Source organism: Leisingera aquaemixtae, assembly GCF_006740765.1.
GTDB classification, from domain to species: Bacteria; Pseudomonadota; Alphaproteobacteria; order Rhodobacterales; family Rhodobacteraceae; genus Leisingera; species Leisingera aquaemixtae.
In genome coordinates this window covers 1334931-1358367 of record NZ_CP041159.1, presented here as the reverse complement: position 1 = coordinate 1358367, position 23437 = coordinate 1334931, and the positions used below count along the sequence as shown (strand labels likewise).

21 protein-coding genes are annotated in these 23437 nt (G+C 65.1%); 14 read left to right on the top strand and 7 right to left on the bottom strand.

Going from position 1 to position 23437, the window contains the following annotated elements:
- Positions 1–3: 3 nt before the first annotated feature.
- Both ctaA and R2C4_RS08270 read right to left on the bottom strand, forming a co-directional pair.
- Complete coding sequence (gene ctaA / locus R2C4_RS08275; protein WP_141890273.1) at positions 4–1149, bottom strand: heme A synthase; 1146 nt, start codon at positions 1147–1149, stop codon at positions 4–6.
- Positions 1150–1209: 60 nt separating this feature from the next.
- On the bottom strand, positions 1210–1962 hold the full coding sequence (locus R2C4_RS08270; protein WP_141890272.1) for an RNA methyltransferase: 753 nt from the start codon (positions 1960–1962) through the stop codon (positions 1210–1212).
- Between the two features lie 166 nt (positions 1963–2128).
- Between R2C4_RS08270 and R2C4_RS08265 the strand changes: the two genes are divergently transcribed.
- On the top strand, positions 2129–2761 hold the full coding sequence (locus tag R2C4_RS08265) for a thiamine phosphate synthase (RefSeq protein ID WP_141890271.1): 633 nt from the start codon (positions 2129–2131) through the stop codon (positions 2759–2761).
- A gap of 49 nt (positions 2762–2810) precedes the next feature.
- Here R2C4_RS08265 and R2C4_RS08260 read toward each other — a convergent pair whose 3' ends face one another.
- On the bottom strand, positions 2811–3962 hold the full coding sequence (locus R2C4_RS08260; protein ID WP_141890270.1) for a HupE/UreJ family protein: 1152 nt from the start codon (positions 3960–3962) through the stop codon (positions 2811–2813).
- A 121-nt stretch (positions 3963–4083) separates the two neighbouring features.
- On the opposite strand from R2C4_RS08260, the gene R2C4_RS08255 reads away from it, so the two are divergent.
- From R2C4_RS08255 to R2C4_RS08240, 4 genes are all read left to right on the top strand, one after another.
- Positions 4084–4770, top strand: a complete 687-nt coding sequence (locus tag R2C4_RS08255; RefSeq protein ID WP_244940801.1) for a DUF4198 domain-containing protein — start codon at positions 4084–4086, stop codon at positions 4768–4770.
- 41 nt (positions 4771–4811) lie between these two features.
- Entirely contained in the window at positions 4812–5720 is a 909-nt protein-coding gene (locus tag R2C4_RS08250) for a PfkB family carbohydrate kinase (protein ID WP_141890268.1), read from the top strand.
- A complete protein-coding gene (locus tag R2C4_RS08245; RefSeq protein WP_141890267.1) occupies positions 5717–6631 on the top strand; it encodes a pseudouridine-5'-phosphate glycosidase in 915 nt (304 codons plus the stop codon). Before R2C4_RS08250 ends, R2C4_RS08245 begins: the two co-directional genes overlap by 4 nt.
- Positions 6632–6712: 81 nt before the next feature.
- Positions 6713–7429, top strand: coding sequence for a DUF502 domain-containing protein (locus tag R2C4_RS08240; protein WP_141890266.1), 717 nt, complete (start codon positions 6713–6715; stop codon positions 7427–7429).
- Here the strand turns inward: R2C4_RS08240 and R2C4_RS08235 are convergent.
- On the bottom strand, positions 7426–8454 hold the full coding sequence (locus R2C4_RS08235; RefSeq protein WP_141890265.1) for a patatin-like phospholipase family protein: 1029 nt from the start codon (positions 8452–8454) through the stop codon (positions 7426–7428). The genes R2C4_RS08240 and R2C4_RS08235 overlap by 4 nt on opposite strands.
- Positions 8455–8557: 103 nt before the next feature.
- Positions 8558–9331: a 3-hydroxybutyrate dehydrogenase gene (locus tag R2C4_RS08230; RefSeq protein WP_141890264.1), complete on the bottom strand. Its 774-nt coding sequence runs from the start codon at positions 9329–9331 to the stop codon at positions 8558–8560.
- Positions 9332–9657: 326 nt separating this feature from the next.
- On the opposite strand from R2C4_RS08230, the gene R2C4_RS08225 reads away from it, so the two are divergent.
- From R2C4_RS08225 to R2C4_RS08205, 5 genes are all read left to right on the top strand, one after another.
- Positions 9658–11475: an extracellular solute-binding protein gene (locus R2C4_RS08225; RefSeq protein WP_141892069.1), complete on the top strand. Its 1818-nt coding sequence runs from the start codon at positions 9658–9660 to the stop codon at positions 11473–11475.
- A gap of 72 nt (positions 11476–11547) precedes the next feature.
- A complete protein-coding gene (locus tag R2C4_RS08220; RefSeq protein WP_141890263.1) occupies positions 11548–12381 on the top strand; it encodes an arsenate reductase/protein-tyrosine-phosphatase family protein in 834 nt (277 codons plus the stop codon).
- Between the two features lie 22 nt (positions 12382–12403).
- Entirely contained in the window at positions 12404–12880 is a 477-nt protein-coding gene (locus R2C4_RS08215; protein WP_141890262.1) for an arsenate reductase ArsC, read from the top strand.
- On the top strand, positions 12877–13569 hold the full coding sequence (locus tag R2C4_RS08210; protein WP_141890261.1) for an aquaporin: 693 nt from the start codon (positions 12877–12879) through the stop codon (positions 13567–13569). The genes R2C4_RS08215 and R2C4_RS08210 overlap by 4 nt, the downstream gene beginning before the upstream one ends.
- A gap of 134 nt (positions 13570–13703) precedes the next feature.
- Positions 13704–13895: a hypothetical protein gene (locus tag R2C4_RS08205; protein WP_375543688.1), complete on the top strand. Its 192-nt coding sequence runs from the start codon at positions 13704–13706 to the stop codon at positions 13893–13895.
- Positions 13896–13905: 10 nt separating this feature from the next.
- On the opposite strand, the gene R2C4_RS08200 is transcribed toward R2C4_RS08205, so the two are convergent.
- On the bottom strand, positions 13906–14529 hold the full coding sequence (locus R2C4_RS08200) for a helix-turn-helix domain-containing protein (protein ID WP_058286818.1): 624 nt from the start codon (positions 14527–14529) through the stop codon (positions 13906–13908).
- Between the two features lie 64 nt (positions 14530–14593).
- Here R2C4_RS08200 and R2C4_RS08195 point away from each other — a divergent pair, with 64 nt between their 5' ends.
- From R2C4_RS08195 to R2C4_RS08180, 4 genes are all read left to right on the top strand, one after another.
- A complete protein-coding gene (locus R2C4_RS08195; RefSeq protein ID WP_141890260.1) occupies positions 14594–16099 on the top strand; it encodes a class I adenylate-forming enzyme family protein in 1506 nt (501 codons plus the stop codon).
- A complete protein-coding gene (locus R2C4_RS08190; RefSeq protein WP_141890259.1) occupies positions 16096–16761 on the top strand; it encodes a DsbA family oxidoreductase in 666 nt (221 codons plus the stop codon). The genes R2C4_RS08195 and R2C4_RS08190 overlap by 4 nt, the downstream gene beginning before the upstream one ends.
- A 153-nt stretch (positions 16762–16914) precedes the next feature.
- The gene (locus R2C4_RS08185; RefSeq protein ID WP_141890258.1) at positions 16915–18138 is read left to right on the top strand and encodes a multidrug effflux MFS transporter; all 1224 of its coding nucleotides are present in this window, start codon (positions 16915–16917) and stop codon (positions 18136–18138) included.
- Between the two features lie 60 nt (positions 18139–18198).
- Positions 18199–19872 (top strand): tetratricopeptide repeat protein, encoded by a 1674-nt coding sequence (locus R2C4_RS08180; RefSeq protein ID WP_141890257.1) that lies wholly within the window; start codon positions 18199–18201, stop codon positions 19870–19872.
- A gap of 55 nt (positions 19873–19927) precedes the next feature.
- Here the strand turns inward: R2C4_RS08180 and mfd are convergent, their stop codons facing one another.
- On the bottom strand, positions 19928–23383 hold the full coding sequence (mfd, locus tag R2C4_RS08175; protein WP_141890256.1) for a transcription-repair coupling factor: 3456 nt from the start codon (positions 23381–23383) through the stop codon (positions 19928–19930).
- Positions 23384–23437 lie beyond the last annotated feature (54 nt).

The following is a 23437-nucleotide window of genomic DNA, read 5'->3' as shown; positions in this document are numbered from 1 at the left end:
GCGTCAGTGATCCTTGATCGAGGTTGCAATGGGATAGGCCGACAGGAAGCGGGCGCGCAGGATCAGCACCCAGACGCCAACCGCCACCAGCTGATGGGTGATGGCTGCGTGCAGCGGCGCGGCATAGACCACGGTGATGATCCCCAGAAGCACCTGCACCGACAGCGCAGCAAAAACGGCGTTGAAGGCAAAGCGGGTGCGCGCGTGGGCAGAGCTGCGCCCGCGCAGCCAGGCCACCACGGCAAAGGCAAACAGCAGATAGCCTGCCACCCGGTGAATGAATTGCACCAGCCCGGGGTTCTCAAAGAAGTTCTTCCACAGGGGCTCGATCATGAAGGGGTTCGGCGGGATCACCTGCCCGCCCATCAGCGGCCAGTCGGTGTAGGAGCGGCCCGCGTCAATGCCCGCGACCAGCGCGCCCAGCAGGATCTGCAGGAAGGCAAAGTGCATCAATCCCGTGGACAGGCTGAACAGCTTGGCCTCCTTGGCACGGCGCGCCTGCATCAGCTCACGCTCCTCGCGGCCCAGCATCAGCACGTACCAAGCGATAAAGCCAAGGATCACAAACGCCAGCCCCAGATGCACAGCCAGCCGGTAGGAGGCAACAGCAGTCATCCCCTCGCCCTGGGTGACGCCAGAGGCCACCATCCACCAGCCGATGGCGCCCTGCACACCGCCGAGGACGCCGGGCAGCAGCAGCCGGCCGGTCCAGCCCGCGGGGATCTTGCGCGCCATCAGGAAGCCGAGGAAGCCGAGCGCCCAGATCAGGCCGATCACCCGGCCCAGCTGACGGTGGCCCCATTCCCACCAGTAGATCTCTTTGAAATCAGACAGTTGCATCCACTGGTTCTCGATGCGCCACTGGTCGATCTGCTTGTATTTGTCGAACTCGGACTGCCATTCCGCCTCGGACATCGGCGGGATCGCCCCGGTCACAGGGCGCCATTCGGTGATCGACAGGCCGGAGTCTGTGAGCCGCGTCAGACCGCCCACCACGATCATCGCAACCACCAGGCCAAACAGAACCATCAGCCAGGCGCGGATTGCCTTGCGGGCGCCGCCGCGGCCGCGGTCGATCAGCCCCGGCTGCACCGCGGGCGCGTTCGTCTTCTCGCCCTCGACCTCTTCGAAAATGCTGCGCTTGCTCATGCTTGCCTCTTTGTCTGTGCTGCCAAGCTAGGGGCGGTTTCGGAATTGGTCCAGAGCGGCTTACTCGCCGCCCCGCTCTTTCCAGCGGACCATCTGCCGCATGATCCCGTGCAGCATCTGCACGTCGGAGCGGGTCATCCGCATCCGGGACCACAGGTTGCGCAGGTTGGTCTTCATGCCCTCGGCCTTCTCCGGCGGATAGAAGAAGCCCGCTTCGTCCAGCCGCTCCTCGTAATGCTCCACCAGCTTCTCGACCTCGACCCCGGTGGCCCAGTCGCCCTTGCGGCCCAGATCGGTGGTTTCATGCACCACATCGCCGGACTGGCGCATCCATTCATAGCCCGTGAGCAGCACGCATTGGCCCAGGTTCAGCGAGGCATACAGCGGATTGACCGGCACCGAGATGATGGCATTGGCCTTGGCGATATCCTCGTTTTCCAGGCCCGCGCGCTCAGGGCCGAACATCACCGCGACCTTCTCGCCTGCGGCGATCTTCTCTGCCGCGATCTGCATGGCGCGTTCGGGGCTGTAGACCGGTTTGGTCAGCCCGCGCTGCCGGGCGGTGGTGGCAAACACATAGGTGCAGTCGCCCAGCGCCTCCGGCACGTCGGCACAGAGCTGCGCTTCGTCCAGCAGGCGGCCCGCGCCCGAGGACATCGCCACCGCCTTGGGGTTCGGCCAGCCGTCGCGCGGCGCCACGATCCGCATCCGGTCGAGGCCGAAGTTCCACATCGCCCGCGCGGCGGCACCGATATTCTCGCCCATCTGCGGGCGGACAAGGACAAAGGCGGGCTGAGGCGTATCGATGGGCATCGTGTTCTCCGGCAAAATCGGCACTGCTGTACTGCCCGCGCGGCGGCGGGGCAAGGTCCAGCGCGGTTTTGGCGCGCAATATGCGGGCCGTCACCGCCGCAAATCCTTGCGTCCGGCGGCAAATCGGCTAAACACCCTGCAATCGCCTGAACAATGGAGCACCACGATGGGAAGCCCTGCTGACGCACCGGAGCAGCCGCAGATCTACCTGATCTCCCCGCCTAGTTTCGAGCTGGGCAAATTCCCCGCTCTTCTGGCGCGGGTGCTGGATGAGGTGGACGTGGCCTGCGTGCGCCTGGATCTGGCCAGCCGCGATCAGGACACGCTGAGCCGCGCGGGCGACGCGCTGCGCGAAGTGACCATGGAACGCGATGTGGCGCTGGTGATCTCGGACCATCAGATCCTGGCCGAACGGCTGGGCCTGGACGGCGTGCATCTGACCGACGCGTCGAAATCGGTGCGCGCCGCGCGCAAGGCGCTGGGGCCGGATGCGATTGTCGGCTGCTTCTGCGGCGCCTCGCAGCATGACGGCATGGTGGCCGGCGAAGCGGGCGCGGATTACGTGAGCTTTGGCCCTGTCGGCACATCCGGCCTGGGCGACGGCGCGCGGGCGGAGGCCGATCTGTTCGAGTGGTGGTCGAAAATGATTGAGGTTCCGGTGGTGGCCGAAGGCGGTCTTACCGAGGATCTGGTGCGCTCGATCGCCCCCAATACCGACTTCTTCGGCATCGGGGATGAGATCTGGCACGCGGAAGATCCGCTTGCGGCGCTCAAGACCCTGATGCGGGCAATGGGCTGACCAGCCCCGCTGCCGGCTCAGCTATCCGGGCTGAGCCTTTGGCGGGTGGTTACAGGAACACCCGTTCCACAAACCAGTAGCTGCCGATCATGGCGATGGTGACCGAGGCCGGGATTGCCACCCGGCCGCGGTATTTGGGGTGCCGCCCGAACCACAGGCGCACGCCCAGATAGGCGGCAGCGATCACGGCCAGCTGGCCCAGCTCCACCCCAACGTTGAAGCCGATGAGCGCGGGCAGGAACTGGTTTTGCGGCAGCCCGAAGGCCCCCAGCACGGAAGCAAAGCCCAACCCGTGCAACAGGCCGAAGCCGAAGATCACGAATGTGCGCCAGCTGTGCAGCTTGCGGGCAAAGATGTTCTCGACCGCGACAAAGACAATCGACAGGGCAATCAGCGGCTCGACGATGGCGGCGCTGACGGAAACCATGCCCAGCGCGCCCAGCGCCAGGGTGATAGTATGGGCGACGGTGAACACGCTCACTTGCAGCAGCAGCGGTTTCACCCGCGGGCTGAGGAAGAACAGGCCCAGCACAAACAGGATATGATCCAGCCCCTTGGGCAGGATGTGAGTAAAGCCGACGGGGATGTATTCCATGAAAGCCTCGACCGGCGTCTTGGCCGCACCGCCGCCAAGCGGGATGGGCGGGGAGGTCTCTCCCCCCTGCAGGTAGCCGGTATAGGGCTCCGCAACCCCGTTCTGCCGCAGCACAACCCCGCCGGAGCCCGCGGGCCAGGCAATGCGCAGGCTGCGGGCCCCGGGCGGCACCTCGCCGCTGAACTCCAGAACGGAGGCGCGCGGCAGGCTGGCGTCGCCGGTCTCCGGGATGGTGATCCGGGACAGGCTGAGCGAAACCGGGTCCGGCGCCTGAACGGAGAAGGCTTCCAGCCAGTCCTCGGCAAAGAGGCGCACCATCGGTTCCAGCTCCGCCGGGCCGAGCGCGCGCAGCTCGTCGTAGTCGGCGGCCTGCGCGGTCTGGTTCGTGTCCGCCAGCCCGTCCAGGTTGATACCCGCCACAAACGCCTCCGCATTCAGGCGCAATTCCAGGGTGATCCGGCCGTCCGCCACAGTGAAATCGGCAATCGCCGGGGTAACCTCATGCGCGCGGGCGCTTGCGGCGGCTATTGCACCCCAGCAGAACAACAGCGCAAATAAGGTCCGCGGCCAAAAATAGCCGCGCCTGACAGCCAAGGACACTTTCATGCAATACCGCCTGTTCTGCTCAATTCTCTGTTCCGGGCTGACCTTGGCGGCCGGGCCGGGTTTATCCCACGAGTTTTGGATTGAGCCGGAAAAATATCAAGAAGTTTCGGGAAATACCGTGGTGGCAAGGCTGCGCAACGGCCAGGGGTTCAAAGGTGCTGAGCAGCCCTATCTGGACCACCGGATCGCCCGGTTCGAGGTGATGCAGGGCGCAGCAGCTGCGCCGTATCAGGGACGAATGGGCGACATGCCCGCCTTTGCCGCCGAAATGGTGCAAGACGGGCTGGCGGTGCTGATCCATCAAACCCGGCCGCAAACGCTGACCTATGACACGTGGGAGGCGTTCCAGGCCTTCATCGACCACAAGGGATTCGGCGATATCCGCACGCAGCATCAGGCGCGCGGGCTGCCGGAGGCGGGCTTTGGCGAGCAATACACCCGGTACGCCAAGTCTTTGGTCGCGATCGGGAACGGCAGCGGATCAGATACCGCCACCGGGCTGGAGACAGAGATCGTTGCCCTGGCCAATCCCTATACCGATGATCTGTCCCGGGGGCTGCCTGTCCGGGTGCTCTATAAGGGAGAGCCGCGGCCCAAGGCCCAGGTCGAGGTTTTTGCCAAGGCCCCCGATGGCAGTGTCACCATCACCACGCGGCTGACAGATGCCGAGGGCGAAACCGCTGTCCCCGTGATGCCGGGCCATCAATACCTGCTGGACGCGGTTGTCCTGCGCCCGGCGCCCGAGGGCAAAGATTACGTATGGGAAAGCCTTTGGGCGGCCCTGACCTTTGCGGTGCCTGCTGAGTGAAGCCGCTTGCAGAGGTGCGGCAAAGGCGGCAATAGGTCAATATGACACAAGCCTCTGCCTCACAGCCCCCCGCCATTCTGTGCATCGGCTCGGTCCTTTGGGACATTATCGGCCGCTGCACCACGGAAATGCAGCGCGGCTCGGATATGCCCGGCCGCATTACCCGCCTGCCCGGCGGGGTTGCCATGAACATCGCCATGACGCTGTCCCGGTTCGGCGTCCAGCCCGCACTGCTGACCGCGGTGGGCCGCGACCCCGAAGGGGACGAGCTGATCCACGCCTGCGGCCATTTCGGGCTGATCACCGATCACATCTACCGTTCCGAGGATCTGCCCACCGACCGCTATATGGCGGTGGAGGGCGCCAACGGGCTGATCGCCGCGATTGCCGACGCGCACTCGCTGGAGGCGGCCGGCGACAAGATTCTGCGGCCGCTGTCGGACGGCTCTCTGGGCTCTGAGGACGCGCCTTACGCGGGCCAGGTGGCGCTGGACGGCAACCTGACGCTGTCGCTGCTGGATGATATCGTCGCCAGCCCCGCCTTCGCCAAGGCCGACCTGCGCGTGGCGCCTGCGTCACCGGGCAAGGCGGAGCGGCTGCGCCCGTTCCTGACCCGCACCCGCGGCACGCTTTATGTGAACCTGGAAGAGGCCGGCATCCTGTGCCAGGCGGAGTTCACCGACAGCGAAACCGCAGCCCAGGCGATGCTCGACCGCGGCGCCGCCCGGGTGCTGGTCACCGATGGCGGTGCCTCTGCCACCGTGGCGGACGCCAAGGGTACCATCACCCTGCACCCGCCCCGCGTCACGGTCGCCCGGGTGACCGGCGCAGGTGATACCTTCATGGCCGCCCATATCGTTGCCGAGGCACGGGGCGAAGACCGCAAATCCGCATTGGCCTCAGCCCTCAAGGCTGCGGCAACCTACGTTTCAGGAGAACCCCCGCTGTGATCGACATTCAGTATTCGTCCGAGGTCCAGGCCGCCAAGGCCGAAGGCCGCGCCATTGTTGCGCTGGAAAGCACCATCATCACCCACGGCATGCCCTACCCGCAGAACGTCGAGGTTGCCGCACAGGTGGAGCAGGACATCCGCAAGGCCGGTGCCGTGCCTGCCACCATGGCGGTGATTGAGGGCGTGCTGCACGTGGGTCTGGAACCCGATCAGCTGCAAGCACTGGGACAGGCCAAGGGCGTTGCCAAGATCTCCCGTGCGGACATGCCCGCCTGCATCGCCACCGGCGGCACCGGGGCGACCACGGTTGCGGCCACCATGATCGCGGCGCGGCTGGCTGGCATCTCCGTCTTTGCCACCGGCGGCATCGGCGGCGTCCACAAGGGCGCGGAGACCACCTTTGACATCTCCGCCGACCTGCTGGAGCTTGCGCAGACCCCGGTGACGGTTGTGGCCGCTGGCGCCAAGGCGATCCTCGACGTGCCCAAGACGCTGGAAGTGCTGGAAACCCAGGGCGTGCCGGTCATCGCCTACGGGCAGGACAGCTTCCCGGCCTTCTGGTCGGCGCAATCGGACCTCAAGGCGCCGCTGCGCATGGATGACGCGGCGCAGATCGCCCGCGCCCACGCCACCCGTCAGGCGATGGGCCTGCCGGGCGGCCAGCTGGTGGCCAACCCGATCCCGGCAGACGCCCAGATCGCCGCCGAGGACCTGGCGCCTGTGATCGCCCAGGCCCAGTCCGAGGCAGACGCCCAGGGCATTGCGGGCAAGGATGTGACCCCCTTCCTGCTGAGCCGCATCTTTGAGCTGACGGACGGCCGCTCGCTCACCGCGAATATCGCATTGGTGCGCAACAATGCCCGGCTGGCGGCAAAGATCGCACAGGAACTCAACAAACTGACGCGATGACATGAATTCGGGGGCGGCCCCCATTGCTCCGCCCCCGAACAGTGCATAGGTTCCATTCGGAATTTGAGCAAAAGCAGACCTATGACAACGCCTTTCGACGATGAACCTCACCGCCGCCGCGGGCTGTTTGCCAGCCTGCGCGCTTCCTTCTTTACCGGGATCGTCGTCATCGCGCCGGTGGGGCTGACGATCTGGCTCCTGTGGTCGGTGATGGGCTGGATCGACAGCGTGGTGCTGCCACTGGTGCCGCACACCTTCCGCCCCGAACAGTATATCGGCATCAACCTGCGCGGTGTCGGGCTGATCATCTTTCTGTTGTTCACCATCATCGTGGGCTGGATCGCCAAAGGCCTGATTGGCCGCTCCCTGATCAATTTCGCCGAAAGCCTGGTGGACCGGATGCCGGTGGTGCGCACGGTCTATTCCGGGATCAAGCAGATCTCCGAGACCGTCTTTGCCCAGTCCGAGCGCAGTTTCGAGAAGGCCTGTCTGGTGCAATACCCGCGCAAGGGTATCTGGGCGATCGGCTTTATCTCCACCTCCGCCAAGGGCGAGATTGCCAAGCGGGCCGAAACCAGCGGCGGGCTGGTCAGCGTTTTCCTTCCGACCACTCCGAACCCGACCTCGGGCTTCCTGCTGTTCGTGCCCGAGGAAGACGTGATCGAACTGGACATGTCGGTGGAGGATTCGGCCAAGCTGGTGATTTCGGCAGGCCTTGTGTACCCCAACCCCAAGGACCCAACGAAACCGCTGGAAAACGGCAAGAAGGCCAAGGCGCCCGAAAAAGAAGACGCCTAACCGAACATCGCCGGCAGATCGGCAGAGGACCGCACCCCGAGGTTTTCCCGGTCGCGCGTCAGGAAACCCTCTGCCGCGTCCCGTCCCGCCTGTTTCAGCCGCGCCAGGATCTGCGGCACCGGAATCACCTTGGTGGTGACCGACAGTTGCGTCATCAAGGCGTCATCCGCGATCATGTGAACCCGCACCTGTTTCATCCGGCCGCGCTGAATGGTGCCGTCGGCCAGCAGCCGCTGCACGAAATTGATCGCCCGCAGCTCCCGCAGCAGCGAGGAGTTGAAGCTGATCTCATTCACCCGGTTGCGGATCTGCTGCGGCGTCTTCGGGATGTCCTCGCGCTCCAGCGGGTTGATGTTCACAATCACCACATCCCCCGGCAGGTCGCCGCTGAAGAGCGGAAACAGGGCCGGATTGCCGGTATAGCCGCCGTCCCAATAGGCCTCCATGCGGCCGGTTTCCGGGTCTTCGATCTCCACCGCCTGGAACAGATCCGGCAAGCAGGCGGAGGCGAGGATTGCATCGGTGCTGATCTCCTGCCCTTCGAAAATGCGGATCTTGCCGCTGCGCACGCAGGTCGCGCAAACGAATAGCTCCGGACCCGCGCCTGCGCAAACGTCCTCGAACCGGAATGCCTCGACCACCTCCCGCAGCGGGTTCTCGTAAAACGGGCCATAATGGTAGGGGGAGACCACCTGGCTCACCGCCTCCATCGGAGTGAACGGCAGGACGGCCTCCCAAGCGCTCGCCCAGGCCACCGCGTCAAACCGGGTCAGCCAATGGGTAAACCGCATGTCTCCCACCGCCCCCATGCGCTGCCACAGGCCATCCAGCGCCGCCTTGGCGCCCTGGCGCCCGCCCTGCACCATGCCGGCCTTAAACGCCGCCCCGTTGAGCGCACCGGCAGAGGTTCCGGTGATCCCGGCCACCTCGATCCCCTCGTCCTCCAGCAGACGGTCCAGCACCCCCCATGTGAACGCCCCATGCGCACCTCCGCCTTGCAGGGCCAGATTGATTTTCACAGTCATGAGCCGGTCCGCCTTTTCTTCTGGCCGGAAATATCCCGGGGGTGAATTGCCCCCTTCAAAGGGCAAGAGGGGGCTGGCCCCCTCCCGCCCTAAAGCTTGGCCGTTACAGTGCGGTCCAGCCGCCGTCGACGCTGATCGCGGTGCCGGTGATCTGCGCGGCCGCGTCCGAGCACAGGAACACGGCCGTGCCGCCCATCTGCTCCACGGTGGCGAACTCGCGGCTGGGCTGGCGCTCCAGCATGACCTTCTTGATCACCTCTTCCCGGCCCATGTTGTACTTCTCCATGGTGTCGGGGATCTGCGCCTCCACCAGCGGCGTCAGCACATAGCCCGGGCAGATCGCATTGCAGGTGATCGGCTCCTCCGCAGTTTCCAGCGCCACGGTCTTGGTCATGCCGACCACGCCATGCTTGGCCGCCACATAGGCCGATTTATAGGGAGAGGCCGTCAGCCCGTGCGCCGAGGCGATATTGACGATCCGCCCCCAGCCCGCCGCCCGCATCTTCGGCAAGGCCGCGGCCATGGTGTGGAAGTTGGAGGTCATGTTGATCGCGATGATCGCGTCCCACTTGTCCTGCGGGAACTCGTCAATCGGCGACACATGCTGGATGCCCGCGTTGTTGATCAGGATATCGCAGGCGCCGGCCTTTTCGATCAGCGCCCGGCAGTCGGCGCCGTTGGACATATCGGCCTGGATGTAGCGGGCCTGGACGCTGAATTCTCGGGCCAGCGCGCCGGCCAGCGCGTGATCCTCCTCCCGGTCGGTGAAGGAGTTCAGCACCACGTTGGCCCCTGCCCGCGCCAGTTCGCGTGCAACCCCCAGGCCAATACCTGAATTCGATCCGGTGATGACGGCAGTCTTCCCTTGCAAGGACATCAGCTTCTCCGCTTTGGCTCAATCAAACTGCCGCCACTGTGCCATGCTGCAGATGCAAAGGAAACGCGTAAGACTACGCAGCCCCCCGGCGCAACGCAGGGGCATTTACGGCCATAACGGACGGGAAATACCGCAAGAAAAAAACGCCCGCACAAGGCGGGCGTTAGTTATTGAGGCAGGTTTCATACAGGCAAGAAACCTATCGAGCAGTGATCTCTTTATAAGCAATTTCCGGCTTTCGTCCAAGCTAAAAGTTTGAAAAGACGAAAAAGCGCACGTAGCGTGCGGAAGCAAGAAAATAAGGGCAGAGCGGGATTGTTGTGAAACTGCGAAAAGAAAATTTCCTGAATCTTCGCGCGGCACTGGCCGGAATCACCTTGGCATTTGCCGCGAATTCCGCTCAGGCAGAATCGGCGCATGGCATAGCTATGTACGGGGACCCCGCCCTGCCACCGGATTTTGTGTCCTTGCCCTATGCCAACCCCGATGCCCCCAAGGGCGGCAAGGTGGTCTTCGGCAACACCGGCGGCTTTGACTCGCTGAACCCGTTCGCCCTGAAAGGCACCTCTCCGTGGCAGCTGAGGTTCTGGAGTTACGAGAGCCTGATGGGCCGCTCCTGGGACGAGCCCTTCACCCTCTACGGCCTTTTGGCCGAATCGGTCGAGACCCCTGAGGACCGCTCCTGGGTGGAATTCACCCTGCGGGAGGAGGCGCGATTCTCCGATGGCAGTCCGGTCACCATCGAGGATGTGATCTGGTCCTATGAGACACTTGGCACCCAGGGGCACCCCCGCTACCGCGGCTTCTGGACCAAGGTGGACCGCATCGAACAGACCGGCCCGCGCAGCCTGCGCCTGACCTTCAACACCGAGGACCGCGAGCTGGCCCTGATCGCCGGCATGCGCCCGATCCTGAAAAAGGCGCAGTGGGAGGGCAAGGAGTTTGGCAGCGATACGGTGGAGGGCGCGCCCATCGGCACCGGGGCTTATGTGGTCAGCGCCTATGAGCCGGGCCGCTTTGTCACCCTGCGCCGCAATCCCGATTACTGGGGCAAGGACCTGCCCCTGCAGCGCGGCACCCAGAATTTCGACGAGATGCGCATCGACTTCTTCGGTGATGAAACCGTGCTGTTCGAGGCCTTCAAGGCGGGCGAGCTGAGCGCGGTGCGCGAGTTCAATGCCGACAAATGGGACAGTGTCTACAGCTTCCCGGCGGTTACCCGCGGCGATGTGGTGAAAAGCGAGATCCCGCATCAGCGCCCCTCCGGCATGACCGGGCTGGTGATGAACACCCGCCGCGCGCCGCTGGATGACTGGCGCGTGCGCGAGGCGCTGCTGCTGGCGTTCAACTTCGAATACATCAACGGCACCGTGACCGGCGGCGTGCAGCCGCGGATCACCTCCTATTTCTCCGGCTCTGCGCTGGGGATGCAGCCGGGGGCGGCCAGCGGCAAAGTCCAGGCACTGCTGGATCCCTTTGCCGGCAGCCTGCTGCCCGGCACCCTGGAAGGCTACACACTGCCGCAGGGCGACGGCAGCAAGCGCAACCGCGGCAATCTGCGCAAGGCCATGAAATTGCTGGAAGACGCAGGCTGGACCGTGACCGATGGCGTGCTGCGCAACGGCGATGGAGAGGCGCTGAACCTGACCGTGCTGATCCGCCAGGGCGACGGCGAGATGAAAACCGTGACAGAGATCTACGCCCGCGCGCTGGAACGCCTGGGCATCACCCTGTCCGCCGAAACTGTCGACAACGCGCAGTATGTCGAACGCGGGACTGGCTATGACTTCGACCTCACCCGCTACCGCATGGAGCTGTCGCTGAGCCCCGGCAACGAGCAGCGTTATTACTGGGGCCGCGACGGTATTACCCAGCCCGGCAGCCGCAACCTGATGGGGATGGACAGCCCCGCTGCCGAAGCGATGATCGACGCGATGCTGACCGCCAAGGCGCCGGAGGATTTCACCGCCGCTGTGCGGGCGCTGGACCGGGTCCTGACCGCGGGGCGCTATGTCATTCCGTTCTGGTCCTTCGATGTCGGGCGGATCGCCCATATCAAGGAGATGCGCTTTCCGGACAAGCTGCCGGTCTATGGCGACCGCACCGGTTTCATGCCGGATGTCTGGTGGTACGAGGCCGACTGAGCATCGGGCGCCGCAGGCTCAGGACTGACAGCGGCGTTGACAGACGGCTTCTATTTCCGTAATTCACGAATTATGGAAATAGAGATCACAGATAAGCTCGGCGCCCTTGCGCATCCCAACCGGCTGTCCCTGTTCCGCCTGCTGATGCGCCGCTATCCGGATGCCGTGCCCGCGGGAGAGATTGCCGCGGCGCTGGCATTCAAGGCCAATACCGCATCTGCCTATCTGTCGGTGCTGAAACAGGCCGGGCTGATCAGCCAGCACCGGACCGGCACCTCGCTGATGTACACCGCCGACCTGCCGGGGCTGCGCGGGATGTTCGACGATCTGCTGTCCGGCTGCTGCCAGAACCGGCCCGGTATCTGCTCGCCTGCCAGCAATGAGGCGATGCCGGTGCCAACCGCCGGACGACCTTTCAACGTGCTGTTCATCTGCACCGGCAATTCCGCCAGGTCGCTGCTGGCAGAGGCCATTCTGAACCAAGCCGGCGAAGGCAAGTTCCGGGCGTTTTCCGCAGGCACCCGCCCGTCGCCAGGCCCGCGGCCGGAAGCGGCCGCGCTGCTGCAAGCCAAGGGGTATGACACCGCCGGCCTGCGCGCCAAGGATCTGCAGGAGTTTGCCGGCCCGGAGGCGCCGCAGATGGATTTCGTCTTCACCGTCTGCGACCATGCCGCCAACGAGGAATGCCCGGCCTGGCCCGGCCAGCCGATGAGCGCCCATTGGGGCCTGGCCGACCCGGTTAAGGCCACCGGCACCGACGCCGAACGCCACCTTGCCTTCCAGCAGGCCTTTGGTCTCCTGCGCAACCGCATCAAAGCCTTTGTGGCGCTGCCATTTGATACGCTCGACCGCCTGTCGCTTCAGCACCGGGTTGACGATATCGGCCGCGCGACATCTTCCTACTAACCTTCAAGCACGGTCCTCATCCATGAACATTCTTGTCCTCTGCACGGGCAACTCCGCACGCTCCATCCTGCTGGAGTCGATTTTCAACACGCTGGGCGCAGGCCGCGTGCGCGCGTATTCCGCAGGCTCCAACCCGACCGGCAAGGTGCATCCCCAATCGCTGGTGCTGCTCACGGAACTGGGCCACGGCACCGCCGGCGCCCGCTCCAAAAGCTGGGATGAGTTCGCCGCCGAGGACGCGCCGGAGATGGATGTGGTGATTACCGTCTGCGCCTCTGCTGCCGGCGAAACCTGCCCGATCTGGCCCGGCGCGCCGGTGCGCGCCCACTGGGGTGTCGAAGACCCCGCAGCGTCCCAGCAGCCGGACTGGGACGCCGCCTTCCGCGCCGCCTATGCCACGCTGGAAAAGCGCGCCAAGGCGCTGCTGGAGATGCCGTTCGAAACCATGGCGCCAGCGGACCTGGCGCAGCAGCTCAACCGGATTGGAGAGATCGCATGACCGCGCAGAAACTTCTGGCCGAGGGCCTGGGCACCGCGATGCTGCTGGTTGGTGTGGTGGGGTCCGGCATTATGGCGGAGACCCTTGCGGACGGTAACGTGGCCCTGGCGCTGCTGGCCAATGCCGTGGCCACCGGCTGTATGCTCTATGTGATCATCACCACCCTGGGTCCGGTTTCCGGCGCCCATTTCAATCCGGCGGTGACCCTTGCCTTTGCCCTGCGCCGCGAGCATCCCTGGCGCGCGGCGGCCCCCTATATGCTGGCGCAGACAGCCGGCGGCATCCTGGGCGTCTGGGCCTGCCATGCGATGTTCGATCTTGCAATTCTGCAAAGCTCCGCCACCATGCACCGCACCGGAAGCGGTCAGTGGTTTTCCGAGATCCTGGCCACCTTTGGCCTGCTGTTCGTGATCTTCGGCGGGCTGCGGTCGCGTCCCGACGCCGTTCCACCGCTGGTTGGCCTTTACATCACCGGCGCCTATTGGTTCACGTCCTCCACCAGCTTTGCCAATCCGGCGGTGACCATCGCCCGCGGCTTCACCGACACCTTCGCAGGCATCTATCCGGGCCACATTCCGATGTTCATCGCGATGCAGCTGATTGCGGTCGGCATTGGCCACATTGTGCTGACCCGTCTGTTTGCCGCGCCCTCCGCGACGGCAGAAACCCGCCGAGCCCGGCAGGGGTGATCCGGCGGCCCCGGCGGGCCGTTACAAACTTGCCGGAAAAGTGATACGATGGGGGTCCAAAAAATCATAAACCGTTTGTCAGGGAGTGCCCCCCGATGCCTGTACAAGCAGCAGCTGCCAGCTGGATTGACAGGATGCCCCGCATCAAACAGCGCTTTCCGCACCTGAAAGCCAGCAATGCGCCATCCATACTGGATGACCGGGACAAATTCGTTGCCTACTTGGCCCGAACCCATCACCTCACCTTGAATGAAGCCAGGGAGGAGGTGGATGATTTCCTCTACATCGAAAGCCTGCTGAGAGAGCTGGACGGGCGCAAGCACTAGCGCCCGGCCGTCAGGCCAGCGATGTTACCCAGAGGATCATGGCATCTTCGGGGCTGACGGAGATGACGTTGTGCCCCATGGCCGCGTCGTAATAGGCGCTGTCGCCGCGGCGCATCTCAATCGGCTCATAGAATTCCGTGTACAGCTTGACCACGCCGGTCAGCACATACAGGAATTCCTCGCCGTCATGGCGCACCCAGCCGTCGAATTCCTCCATCGACCGCGCCCGCACCCGGGCCCGGTAGGGCAGCATCTGCTTGCGGGTCAGCCCGTCGGCCAGCAGCTCATGCTCGTAGGTGGCGGTGGCATGGGCCGATCCGTCGCCGGATTTGGTCACCGTCATCCGCCCGTTCACCTGATCGCGCTGCGGCGGGGTGAACAGCTGCGGCACCGAGATCTGCAGGCCCACGGCCAGCTTCTTCAGCGCCTCGTAAGTCGGTGACATCTGGCCGTTTTCGATTTTGGACAGGGTGGACCGCGCCAGCCCGGCCTGATTGGCCGCATGTTCCAGCGTCCAGTCCCGCGCCTTGCGCAGCTCCCGCACCCGGGCGCCCAGATCCAGCGGCTCTGCGTCGTCTTCGCCGCCGTTGGCACGGGCGATGGTGATCAGGGATTTCGGGTCACGGCCAGTCATACGCACTCTATAAGCCGCACCTGCGCGCCTTGCAACGCAGGACAGCGCAGGCTAGCCATTTGCCATGCTGTCTGTTTTTGATCAGGGGCCGTTCGCGCCCTGCCCGTCTCCCTTCAACCTGGCTGCCCATGTGCTGCGCCATGCCGGGCGCCTGGCGGAGAAGACCGCGCTGTCGGTTCTGACCGGTGATGGAAGCGATGACTGGAGCTTTGCCCGGCTGGAAGCGGCGGTGCGCGGTACCGGAACCGGGCTGCTGGCGGCTGGCCTGGCCCCTGGCGACATTGTCCTGATGCGGCTCGGGAACACGGTTGAGTTTCCGGTGGCCTATCTCGGCGCCATTGCCGCCGGGCTGGTGCCGGTGCCTGCCTCGGCCCAGCTGACGGAGGTCGAAACCGCCCGGATCATCGCGGATCTGAAGCCTGCGGCGGTTCTGCGGGATCCGGCAGTGGCCTGTGCGAGTCACCCGGTGCAGATCAGCACCGCGCGATTGCTGGAGATGCACCGGCTCGCCCCCTGCGATTATGCCTTCGCAGAGCCGGACAGGCTGGCTTACGTGGTCTACACCTCCGGCACCAGCGGAAATCCGCGCGCCGTGGCGCATGCCCACAGGGCGGTTTGGGCACGGCAAATGATGGTGGACGGCTGGTACGGGCTGACCGAACAGGACCGGCTGCTGCACGCCGGTGCCTTCAACTGGACCTACACCCTGGGCACCGGGCTGATGGACCCTTGGGCCGCCGGCGCGACGGCGCTGATCCCGGCCCCCGGAACCCCGCCCGAAGACCTGCCGGAGCTGCTGCGGCGGCACCGCGCGACCCTTTTCGCCGCGGCCCCCGGGGTCTACCGCAAGATGCTGCGCGGCGGCCCGCTGGACCTGCCGGACCTGCGGCACGGGCTTTGCGCAGGTGAAAAGCTCTCACGCCACCTTTACGAAAGCTGGGCCGCCGCCACCGGCCGCGGGCTGTACGAGGCGTTTGGCATGTCGGAATGCTCAACCTTCATTTCCGCGTCCCCCTCGCACCCGGCGCAGGACGGCGCCCTGGGCCGGCCGCAGCCAGGCCGCAGGGTGGCAATCACCGGCGCTGACGGGCCGGTGCCGATGGGCGAGGAAGGCACCATCGCCATCCACCGTTCCGACCCCGGGCTGATGCTCGGCTATCTGAACGCGCCGGAGGAAACCGCGGCCCGCTACCAGGGCGAATGGTTCCTGACCGGCGACCAGGGCGCGATGTCGCCAGACGGGCAGATCCGCTATCTGGGGCGCGGCGACGACATGATGAATGCGGGCGGCTACCGGGTTTCCCCGATCGAGGTCGAAACCGCGCTGGCGGCCCATCCGGGCATCACCCAGGCCGGCGCCGCCGCGGTGGAGGTGAAGGAAGACACCTATGTCATCGCCGCCTTCTATACCGGTCCCGAAGAGTTGAAGACGGAAGACTTGCAGGCCTTTGCATCCCGCCGCCTGGCCCGCTACAAGCAGCCCCGCGCCTATGTCCACCTGGACGCGCTGCCCACCGGCGCCAACGGCAAACTGCTGCGCCGCGCCCTGCCCGCCCTGTTCAAAGGATGACCCAAATGCCCGCCGTCAAGCTCGACATCCTGTCAGACCCGATCTGCCCCTGGTGCTATATCGGCAAGACCCATCTGGACAAGGCGCTGGCCGAAGTGCCGGACCATCCGTTCGTGATCGAGTGGCACCCGTTCCAGCTGAACCCCGACATGCCGCGCGAGGGCATGGACCGGCGCGACTACCTGGAACGCAAGTTCGGCGGCAAAGAGGCCGCGATCAAAGCCTACGCGCCGGTGGTGGAGCACGCGGAGAAGGCCGGGCTGACCATCAATTTCGAGGGCATGAAGCGCACCCCCAACACGCTGGACGCGCACCGGCTGATCCATTGGGCCGGGATTGAGGGCAAGCAGAGCCAGGTCGTGGATGCCTTGTTCAAGGCCTATTTCGTGGATGCCAGGGACATTGGCGGCCACGCCGTTCTGGCGGAAATCGCACAAGACGCCGGCATGGACGCGGATGTGGTCTCCCGCCTGCTGGAGGGCGACAGCGATGTGCAGGTGATCCGCGACCGCGACGCGCATTCCCGCAAGATGGGCGTGACCTCTGTCCCGACCTTCATTGTCGCCAGCCAGCACGCAGTGCCCGGCGCCCAGCCGCCGGAGCTGTGGAAGCAGGTCATTGAAGACATCCTGCAGCAGCTGAAGGCAGAAGACGGCGAATAGGCGGCCGCAAAAGTCCTTAGCATCGCAACTATGCACAGGATCCTGTGCAACCGGGCGCTGGCACGGCTGGCTGGTTTATGGTAGCGGAACCGGACGGCTCCCAGACTGGCCCTATTACGCCGGAACCCTCTGAAGAGCTGTTAGAGGTTTCAGATGTCACAGTCCCCCGCCCATGGCATGGCCAAGGCTGAGTTCATCGCGCTGATCGCGATGATGTTTGCCACCATTGCCTTTTCAATCGACGCGATGCTGCCCGCCCTGCCCGAGATCGGCGCGGCGCTGAGCCCGGACGACGCGAACCAAGCGCAGCTGGTCCTGACGTCTTTTGTGCTGGGCATGGGGATCGGCACCTTCTTCACCGGGCCGCTGTCCGATGCCTTTGGCCGCAAGCGCGTGATTGCCGGCGGTGCCGTGCTCTACATCCTTGCCGCCGCCGTTGCCTGGCGGTCGCACTCGCTGGAGCTGCTGCTGGCGTCGCGTGTGGTGATGGGACTGGGGGCCGCCGGGCCGCGCATCGTCGGCATCGCCATCGTGCGCGACCTGTACGCAGGCCGGGAAATGGCGCGGCTGATGTCGATTGCGATGATGATCTTTACCCTGGTGCCCGCCTTCGCGCCGATGCTGGGCGCGGGCATCATCGCGTTTTCCGGGTGGCGCGGCATCTTTCTGGCCTTCGCCATCTTTGCCGTCATCGTGGTGATGTGGATGGGGCTGCGCCTGCCGGAAACCCTGCCGCGCGAAAACCGCCGCCCGTTCCGCCTGCCTCTGCTGCTGGGCGCGGTGACGGAGATGCTGGGCCATCCCACCGTGCGCCTGTCGATCATGGTGCAGACCCTGTGCCTGGGTATGCTGTTCACCATGCTGACCATGGTGCAGCCGGTTTATGACGTGATCTTTGACCGCGCCGAAAGCTTCCCGTTCTGGTTTGGCTTTGTGGCGCTGATGGCGGGGACAGCGAGCCTGCTGAACGCTGCCATCGTGGTCCGGGTCGGGATGCGGCGCATCGTGACCTGGTCGCTGGCGGCGCAGATGGTTGCCTCTGCCGCCATGCTGTTCCTTAGCTCCACCCCGCTGCCGGGCGGGCTGCTGTTCGGCCTGTTCATCGCCTGGCAGACCAGCGTGTTTTTCCTGGCCGGCACCACGCTGGGCAACCTGAATGCCATCGCAATGGAGCCGATGGGCCATATCGCCGGCATGGCGGCCTCGGTGATCGGGGCGATCTCCACCGTTCTGGCCGCGGCCATTGCGGCCCCGGTCGGGCTGCTGTTCGACGGCTCCCTGCTGCCGCTGGGCGCGGGCCTCTTGACCATGGCGGCGCTTGCGTTTGTGCTGATGCTGCAGATGGCCAAGGCCGAGGCGCGGCTGCCCGCCGAATAACGGCCTTGCCGGCGCGCAAGCCAAACCCTAACCTCTCCAATCATTTGGGGAGGTTATTTCATGGGCTACGATTATGACCTCGGCTGCTATTCCTGCCCGGTGACCACCAGCTCGCCCGAGGCGCAGCGCTGGTTCGACCGCGGCCTGATCTGGACCTATGGCTACAATCACGAAGAAGCCATCGCCTGTTTCCAGCGCGCGTTGGAACATGACCCGGATTGTGCCATGGCCCATTGGGGCGTGGCCTATGCGGCCGGCCCGAACTACAACCTGCCCTGGGCCTTGCGCGACGATAAGGGCCGCGCCAAGGCGCTGGCGGAGGCCTATGACGCGGCCCGATCGGCGCAGGCCTGCATCGAGGGCTGCTCTGAGGCGGAACAGCAGCTGATCCGCGCCCTGCAGGCCCGCTATCCCCAGCGCGAGGCGGTGGAGGACATGCACGCCTGGGATTACGCCTTTGCCGATGCGATGCGCGCGGCCTTTGCCGCCTGCCCCGATCACCTGGACCTGCGCACGGTCTATGCCGAGAGCCTGTTGAACCTGACGCCCTGGCAGATGTGGGACCTGAAAGCCGGCAAGCCCGCCGACGGCGCCGCCACGCTGGAAGCGCAGGAGGTTCTGGAATGGGCGATGGACAACGCCCCCGGCGCCATGCAGCACCCCGGCCTGCTGCATCTTTATGTGCATCTGATGGAGATGTCGCCGGCGCCGGAAAAGGCGCTGAAGGCTGCCGACGTGCTGCGCACGCTGGTGCCGGATGCGGGCCATCTGGTGCATATGCCGACCCATATCGACGTGCTGTGCGGCGACTACCACAGCGTGGTGCATTGGAACCTCAAGGCGATTGAGGCAGACCTCAAATACTACCATCGCGAAGGCGCCTTCAACATCTATACCGGCTACCGCCAGCACAACTGCCACTTCGTCATTTTCGGCGCGATGTTCCTGGGCCAGATCGAACCTGCACTTGCGGCCAATCAGGGCATTCTGGACACCACGCCGGAAGACATGCTGCGGATCGAAAGCCCGCCGATGGCGGATTACTTCGAGAGCTACATGGCGATGCACCCGCATATTCTTGTCCGCTTCGGGCGCTGGGAGGAGGCGATGGCGCTGGAGCCGCCTGCGGACCAGGAACTGTACCGGACCCTCACGGCCAATACGCATTACGCCCGCGCCATCGCCTTTGCCGCAACGGGCCGCGTGGCGGAGGCTGAAGCGGAGGAACAGCAGTTCCTAGCGGCCAAGGCCCGGGTGCCGGACACCCGGCTTCTCCACAACAACCGCGTCGTGGATCTGCTTGACATCGCAGCGGAAATGCTGCGCGGCGAGATCGAGTACCGCAAGGGCAATTACGGCACGGCCTTTGTCCATCTGCGCCGCTCAGCGGAGCTCGATGACAACCTGCCTTACGATGAACCCTGGGGCTGGATGCAGCCCACCCGCCACGCACTGGGGGCGCTGCTGTTTGAGCAGGGACAGGTGGCAGAGGCCGAAGCGGTCTACCGCGCCGACCTCGGGCTGGACGGCAGCCTGCCGCGCGCCTCGGTGCATCCGGACAATATCTGGAGCCTCAAGGGCCTGCACGACTGCCTGAAGGCCCGCGGAGAAGATATTGAGATAAAACACATAAAGCAGAAACTGGATCTGGCGCTGGCACGCGCTGACCGGGCCGTGGGCGCCTCCTGCTTCTGTGCTCAGGCTGCCATGGCGCCAGACAACTGCTGCGGCTGAGAAAATTTCTTGAGAACGAAATTTGCCAAGGAAATTTGAATTTCCCTGGCACCCGTTACCCGGCCTTTGCCTTCTTCTTCTCGGCCACGACTTTTTCTGCCAGATCGCGGGCAATGGCAAAGGCGCCCTTGATCTTGTCGGCGTCCTTCTTCCAGTCCCGGCGCACGACAATCTTGTTGTCCTTCACCTTGGCCAGCCCGTTTTGGCCTTGGATGAAGTCCACCAGCCCCTGCGGCGACGCGAATTTGTCGTTGTGGAACTGGATCGTTGCGCCCTTCGGGCCGCCGTCCATCTTGGCGATCCCTGCGCGTTTGCACATCGCCTTGATCCGCACCACCAGCATCAGCGTGTTCACTTCCTTGGGCAGCTTGCCGAAACGGTCGATCAGCTCCGCCGCGAAGCCTTCCAGCTCCACCTTGGTCGAGAGCGACGACAAACGGCGGTAAAGGCCCAGGCGCACGTCCAGATCCGGCACATAGTCCTCGGGGATCAGCACCGGAACGCCCAGGTTGATCTGCGGCGCCCATTGGTCGTCGGCATCCGACAGCCCTTCCATCTCACCCGCCTTGATCTTGGCAATCGCCTCTTCCAGCATCGACTGGTAGAGCTCGTAGCCGACATCCCGCATCTGACCCGACTGCTCCTCCCCCAAGAGGTTGCCGGCGCCCCGGATATCAAGGTCTTGCGAGGCCAAGGTAAAGCCCGCGCCCAGCGTATCGAGCGAACCCAGCACCCTCAGGCGCTTTTCAGCGGCCGGAGTCAGGCGCTGGCGCGGCTTGGTGGTGAGATAGGCATAGGCGCGGGTTTTGGAGCGCCCGACACGGCCCCGGATCTGATAGAGCTGCGACAGGCCGAACATGTCGGCGCGGTGCACGACCATCGTGTTGGCAGTTGGAATATCCAAACCGCTTTCCACAATCGTGGTGGCCAGCAGCACATCGTATTTGCCGTCGTAGAAGGCGTTCATCCGGTCGTCGAGTTCCCCCGCCGCCATCTGGCCGTGCGCCACGACGTAAGTCAGCTCCGGCAGCTGCGCTTTCAGGAACTCCTCGACCTCCGGCAGGTCAGTGATCCGCGGCACCACATAGAAGCTTTGGCCGCCGCGGTAATGCTCGCGCAGGAGCGCCTCGCGGATGGTGACGCTGTCGAATTCGCTGACATAGGTGCGGATGGCCAGGCGGTCGACGGGCGGCGTGCCGATGATCGACAGATCCCGCACGCCCGTCAGGCTGAGCTGCAGCGTGCGCGGGATCGGCGTGGCCGTCAGGGTCAGCACATGGATGTCGCTGCGCAGCTGTTTCAGCCGCTCCTTATGGGCGACGCCAAAGTGCTGCTCCTCGTCGATGATCAGCAGGCCGAGGTTCTGGAACTTGATGTTCTTGGCCAGTACGGCATGGGTGCCGACCACGATATCGACCGTCCCCTTGCCCAGCCCCTCGCGGGTTTTGCTGGCCTCTTTCGCGGCAACAAAGCGCGATAGCTGCCTGACTTCCAACGGAAATCCGCGGAACCGGCCCTTGAAGGAGGCAGCGTGCTGGCGGGCCAGCAGCGTGGTCGGCGCGACCACGGCCACCTGCAGCCCGGACATTGCCGCGACAAAGGCCGCGCGCATTGCCACCTCGGTCTTGCCAAATCCGACGTCGCCGCAGATCAGCCGGTCCATCGGCTGGCCGGAGTGCAGATCCTCCATCACATCCTCGATGGCGCGCAGCTGGTCGTCGGTCTCCTGATAGGGGAAGCGGGCGGAGAACTCCTCCCAGGCGTGGGGCGGCGGGTCCATCACCGGCGCCTTGCGCAGGGCGCGCTCCGCCGCGATGCGGATCAGCTTGTCCGCCATCTCGCGGATGCGTTCCTTGAGCTTGGCTTTCTTCGCCTGCCAGGCGCCGCCGCCAAGCCGGTCCAGCAGGCCTTCCTCATGGCCGTATTTGGACAGCAACTCGATGTTTTCGACCGGCAGGTACAGCTTGGCCTGTTCGGCGTATTCCAGCAGGATGCATTCATGCGCCGCACCCGCGGCCGTCACCACTTCCAGACCTTTGTAGCGGCCGATGCCGTGGTCCACATGCACCACCAGATCGCCGGGGGTGAGCGATTGGGTTTCGGTTAGGAAGTTCTCCGCCTTGCGGCGTTTCTTCGGTGCCCGGATCAGCCGGTCGCCCAGCACGTCCTGTTCGGAGATCACCGTTAGGCCCGGCGCCTCGAACCCGTGTTCCAGCGCCCAGACCGCCAGATGCAGGCCGGACTTGCCGATGCGGGTTCCGTCCATCACCGGAATGGCTTCCGCCAGGCCCTCATCCTCGATCAGCCCGGTCAGACGCTCCCGCGCACCTTCGGAGTAGGAGGCGACCAAAACCGGCCCCTCCTGCATCCGCGCTTTAATATGCGCGGCCAAGGCCCCGAACAGGCTGATGTTTTCCTGCTGCCGCTCGGGCGCGAAGTTGCGGCCGATGCGCCCGCCCGCATCCACCGTGCCAGGCCCGGACGCCTGCGGCAGCGGATGGAACTGCACCACGCGCATGTCCGCCACCGCCGCCTCCCAAGCGGCATCGTCCAGGTACAGCAGCCCCGGAGGCGCGGGTTTGTAAACCGTGTCGATCCGCCCCTTCTGCGCCATCGCGTGCTTGCGGGTTTGATACTGGTCCTCGATGCTGTCCCAGCGCGCCAGACGCGCCGGCGTCACCTGGTCATCGAGCGTCACCGAGGCCCGCGGCAGGTAGTCGAACAGGGTCTCCAGCTTCTCATGAAAAAACGGCAGCCAGTGCTCGATCCCCTGATGCTTGCGCCCCGCGCTCACCGCTTCATAGAGGGGGTCGTCGGTCCCGGCTGCGCCGAATTCAATCCGGTAATTCTGCCGGAACCGGGTGATCGCCGCCTCATCCAGAATCACCTCGGAGACCGGCGCCAGCTCCACCACCTCCAGCTTTTCCGTCGTGCGCTGCGACACCGGATCGAACCGCCGCGCACCGTCCAGCACGTCGCCGAACAGGTCCAGCCGCACCGGACCGCTTTCGCCCGGCGGGAAGATATCGATGATGCCGCCGCGGATGGCATAATCACCCGGCTCCATCACCGTCGGGCTTTGGGTGAACCCCATGCGGACCAGGAAGCTGCGCAGCGCGTCCTCATCAATCCGCTGGTCAACCCGGGCGGTGAAGGCCGCCTCGCGCAGCACATCGCGCGCAGGCACCCGCTGGCTGGCGGCGTTGAGCGTGGTCAGCAGCACGAACTGCTTGGGCATCTGGTGCACCAGCGCCGCCAGGGTGGCCATCCGCGCAGCGGAGATGTCTGCGTTGGGCGACACCCGGTCATAGGGCAGGCAGTCCCAGCCCGGGAACACGAAAACCGGCATCTCCGGCGCAAAGAAGGCCAGCGCGGCCCGCATCGCCTCCATCCGCTTGTCGTCGCGCGCCACATGCAGGACCGGCGCGCCGGAGGATTGAACCTCTTTCAGGATCAGCCGGGCGTCGAACCCTTCGGGCGCGCCGCCCATGGTGATTGCACGCTGTGCCATGCGTTATCCTCTCCAGAAATCCGCCAGGCGCGCCGGCCCGGCACCTGCCCGGCC

Bases quoted from the DNA above. Each gene is read 5' to 3' on its own strand.
- ctaA (WP_141890273.1), bottom strand. From the start codon at position 1,149: ATGAGCAAGCGCAGCATTTTCGAAGAGGTCGAGGGCGAGAAGACGAAC.
- R2C4_RS08260 (WP_141890270.1), bottom strand. From the start codon at position 3,962: ATGAAAGTGTCCTTGGCTGTCAGGCGCGGCTATTTTTGGCCGCGGACC.
- R2C4_RS08240 (WP_141890266.1), top strand. From the start codon at position 6,713: ATGACAACGCCTTTCGACGATGAACCTCACCGCCGCCGCGGGCTGTTT.
- mfd (WP_141890256.1), bottom strand. From the start codon at position 23,383: ATGGCACAGCGTGCAATCACCATGGGCGGCGCGCCCGAAGGGTTCGAC.
- R2C4_RS08220 (WP_141890263.1), top strand. From the start codon at position 11,548: ATGGAAATAGAGATCACAGATAAGCTCGGCGCCCTTGCGCATCCCAAC.
- R2C4_RS08230 (WP_141890264.1), bottom strand. From the start codon at position 9,331: ATGTCCTTGCAAGGGAAGACTGCCGTCATCACCGGATCGAATTCAGGT.
- R2C4_RS08195 (WP_141890260.1), top strand. From the start codon at position 14,594: ATGCTGTCTGTTTTTGATCAGGGGCCGTTCGCGCCCTGCCCGTCTCCC.
- R2C4_RS08215 (WP_141890262.1), top strand. From the start codon at position 12,404: ATGAACATTCTTGTCCTCTGCACGGGCAACTCCGCACGCTCCATCCTG.
- R2C4_RS08200 (WP_058286818.1), bottom strand. From the start codon at position 14,529: ATGACTGGCCGTGACCCGAAATCCCTGATCACCATCGCCCGTGCCAAC.
- R2C4_RS08185 (WP_141890258.1), top strand. From the start codon at position 16,915: ATGTCACAGTCCCCCGCCCATGGCATGGCCAAGGCTGAGTTCATCGCG.
- R2C4_RS08210 (WP_141890261.1), top strand. From the start codon at position 12,877: ATGACCGCGCAGAAACTTCTGGCCGAGGGCCTGGGCACCGCGATGCTG.
- R2C4_RS08190 (WP_141890259.1), top strand. From the start codon at position 16,096: ATGACCCAAATGCCCGCCGTCAAGCTCGACATCCTGTCAGACCCGATC.
- R2C4_RS08270 (WP_141890272.1), bottom strand. From the start codon at position 1,962: ATGCCCATCGATACGCCTCAGCCCGCCTTTGTCCTTGTCCGCCCGCAG.
- R2C4_RS08265 (WP_141890271.1), top strand. From the start codon at position 2,129: ATGGGAAGCCCTGCTGACGCACCGGAGCAGCCGCAGATCTACCTGATC.
- R2C4_RS08205 (WP_375543688.1), top strand. From the start codon at position 13,704: ATGCCCCGCATCAAACAGCGCTTTCCGCACCTGAAAGCCAGCAATGCG.
- R2C4_RS08180 (WP_141890257.1), top strand. From the start codon at position 18,199: ATGGGCTACGATTATGACCTCGGCTGCTATTCCTGCCCGGTGACCACC.
- R2C4_RS08235 (WP_141890265.1), bottom strand. From the start codon at position 8,454: ATGACTGTGAAAATCAATCTGGCCCTGCAAGGCGGAGGTGCGCATGGG.
- R2C4_RS08250 (WP_141890268.1), top strand. From the start codon at position 4,812: ATGACACAAGCCTCTGCCTCACAGCCCCCCGCCATTCTGTGCATCGGC.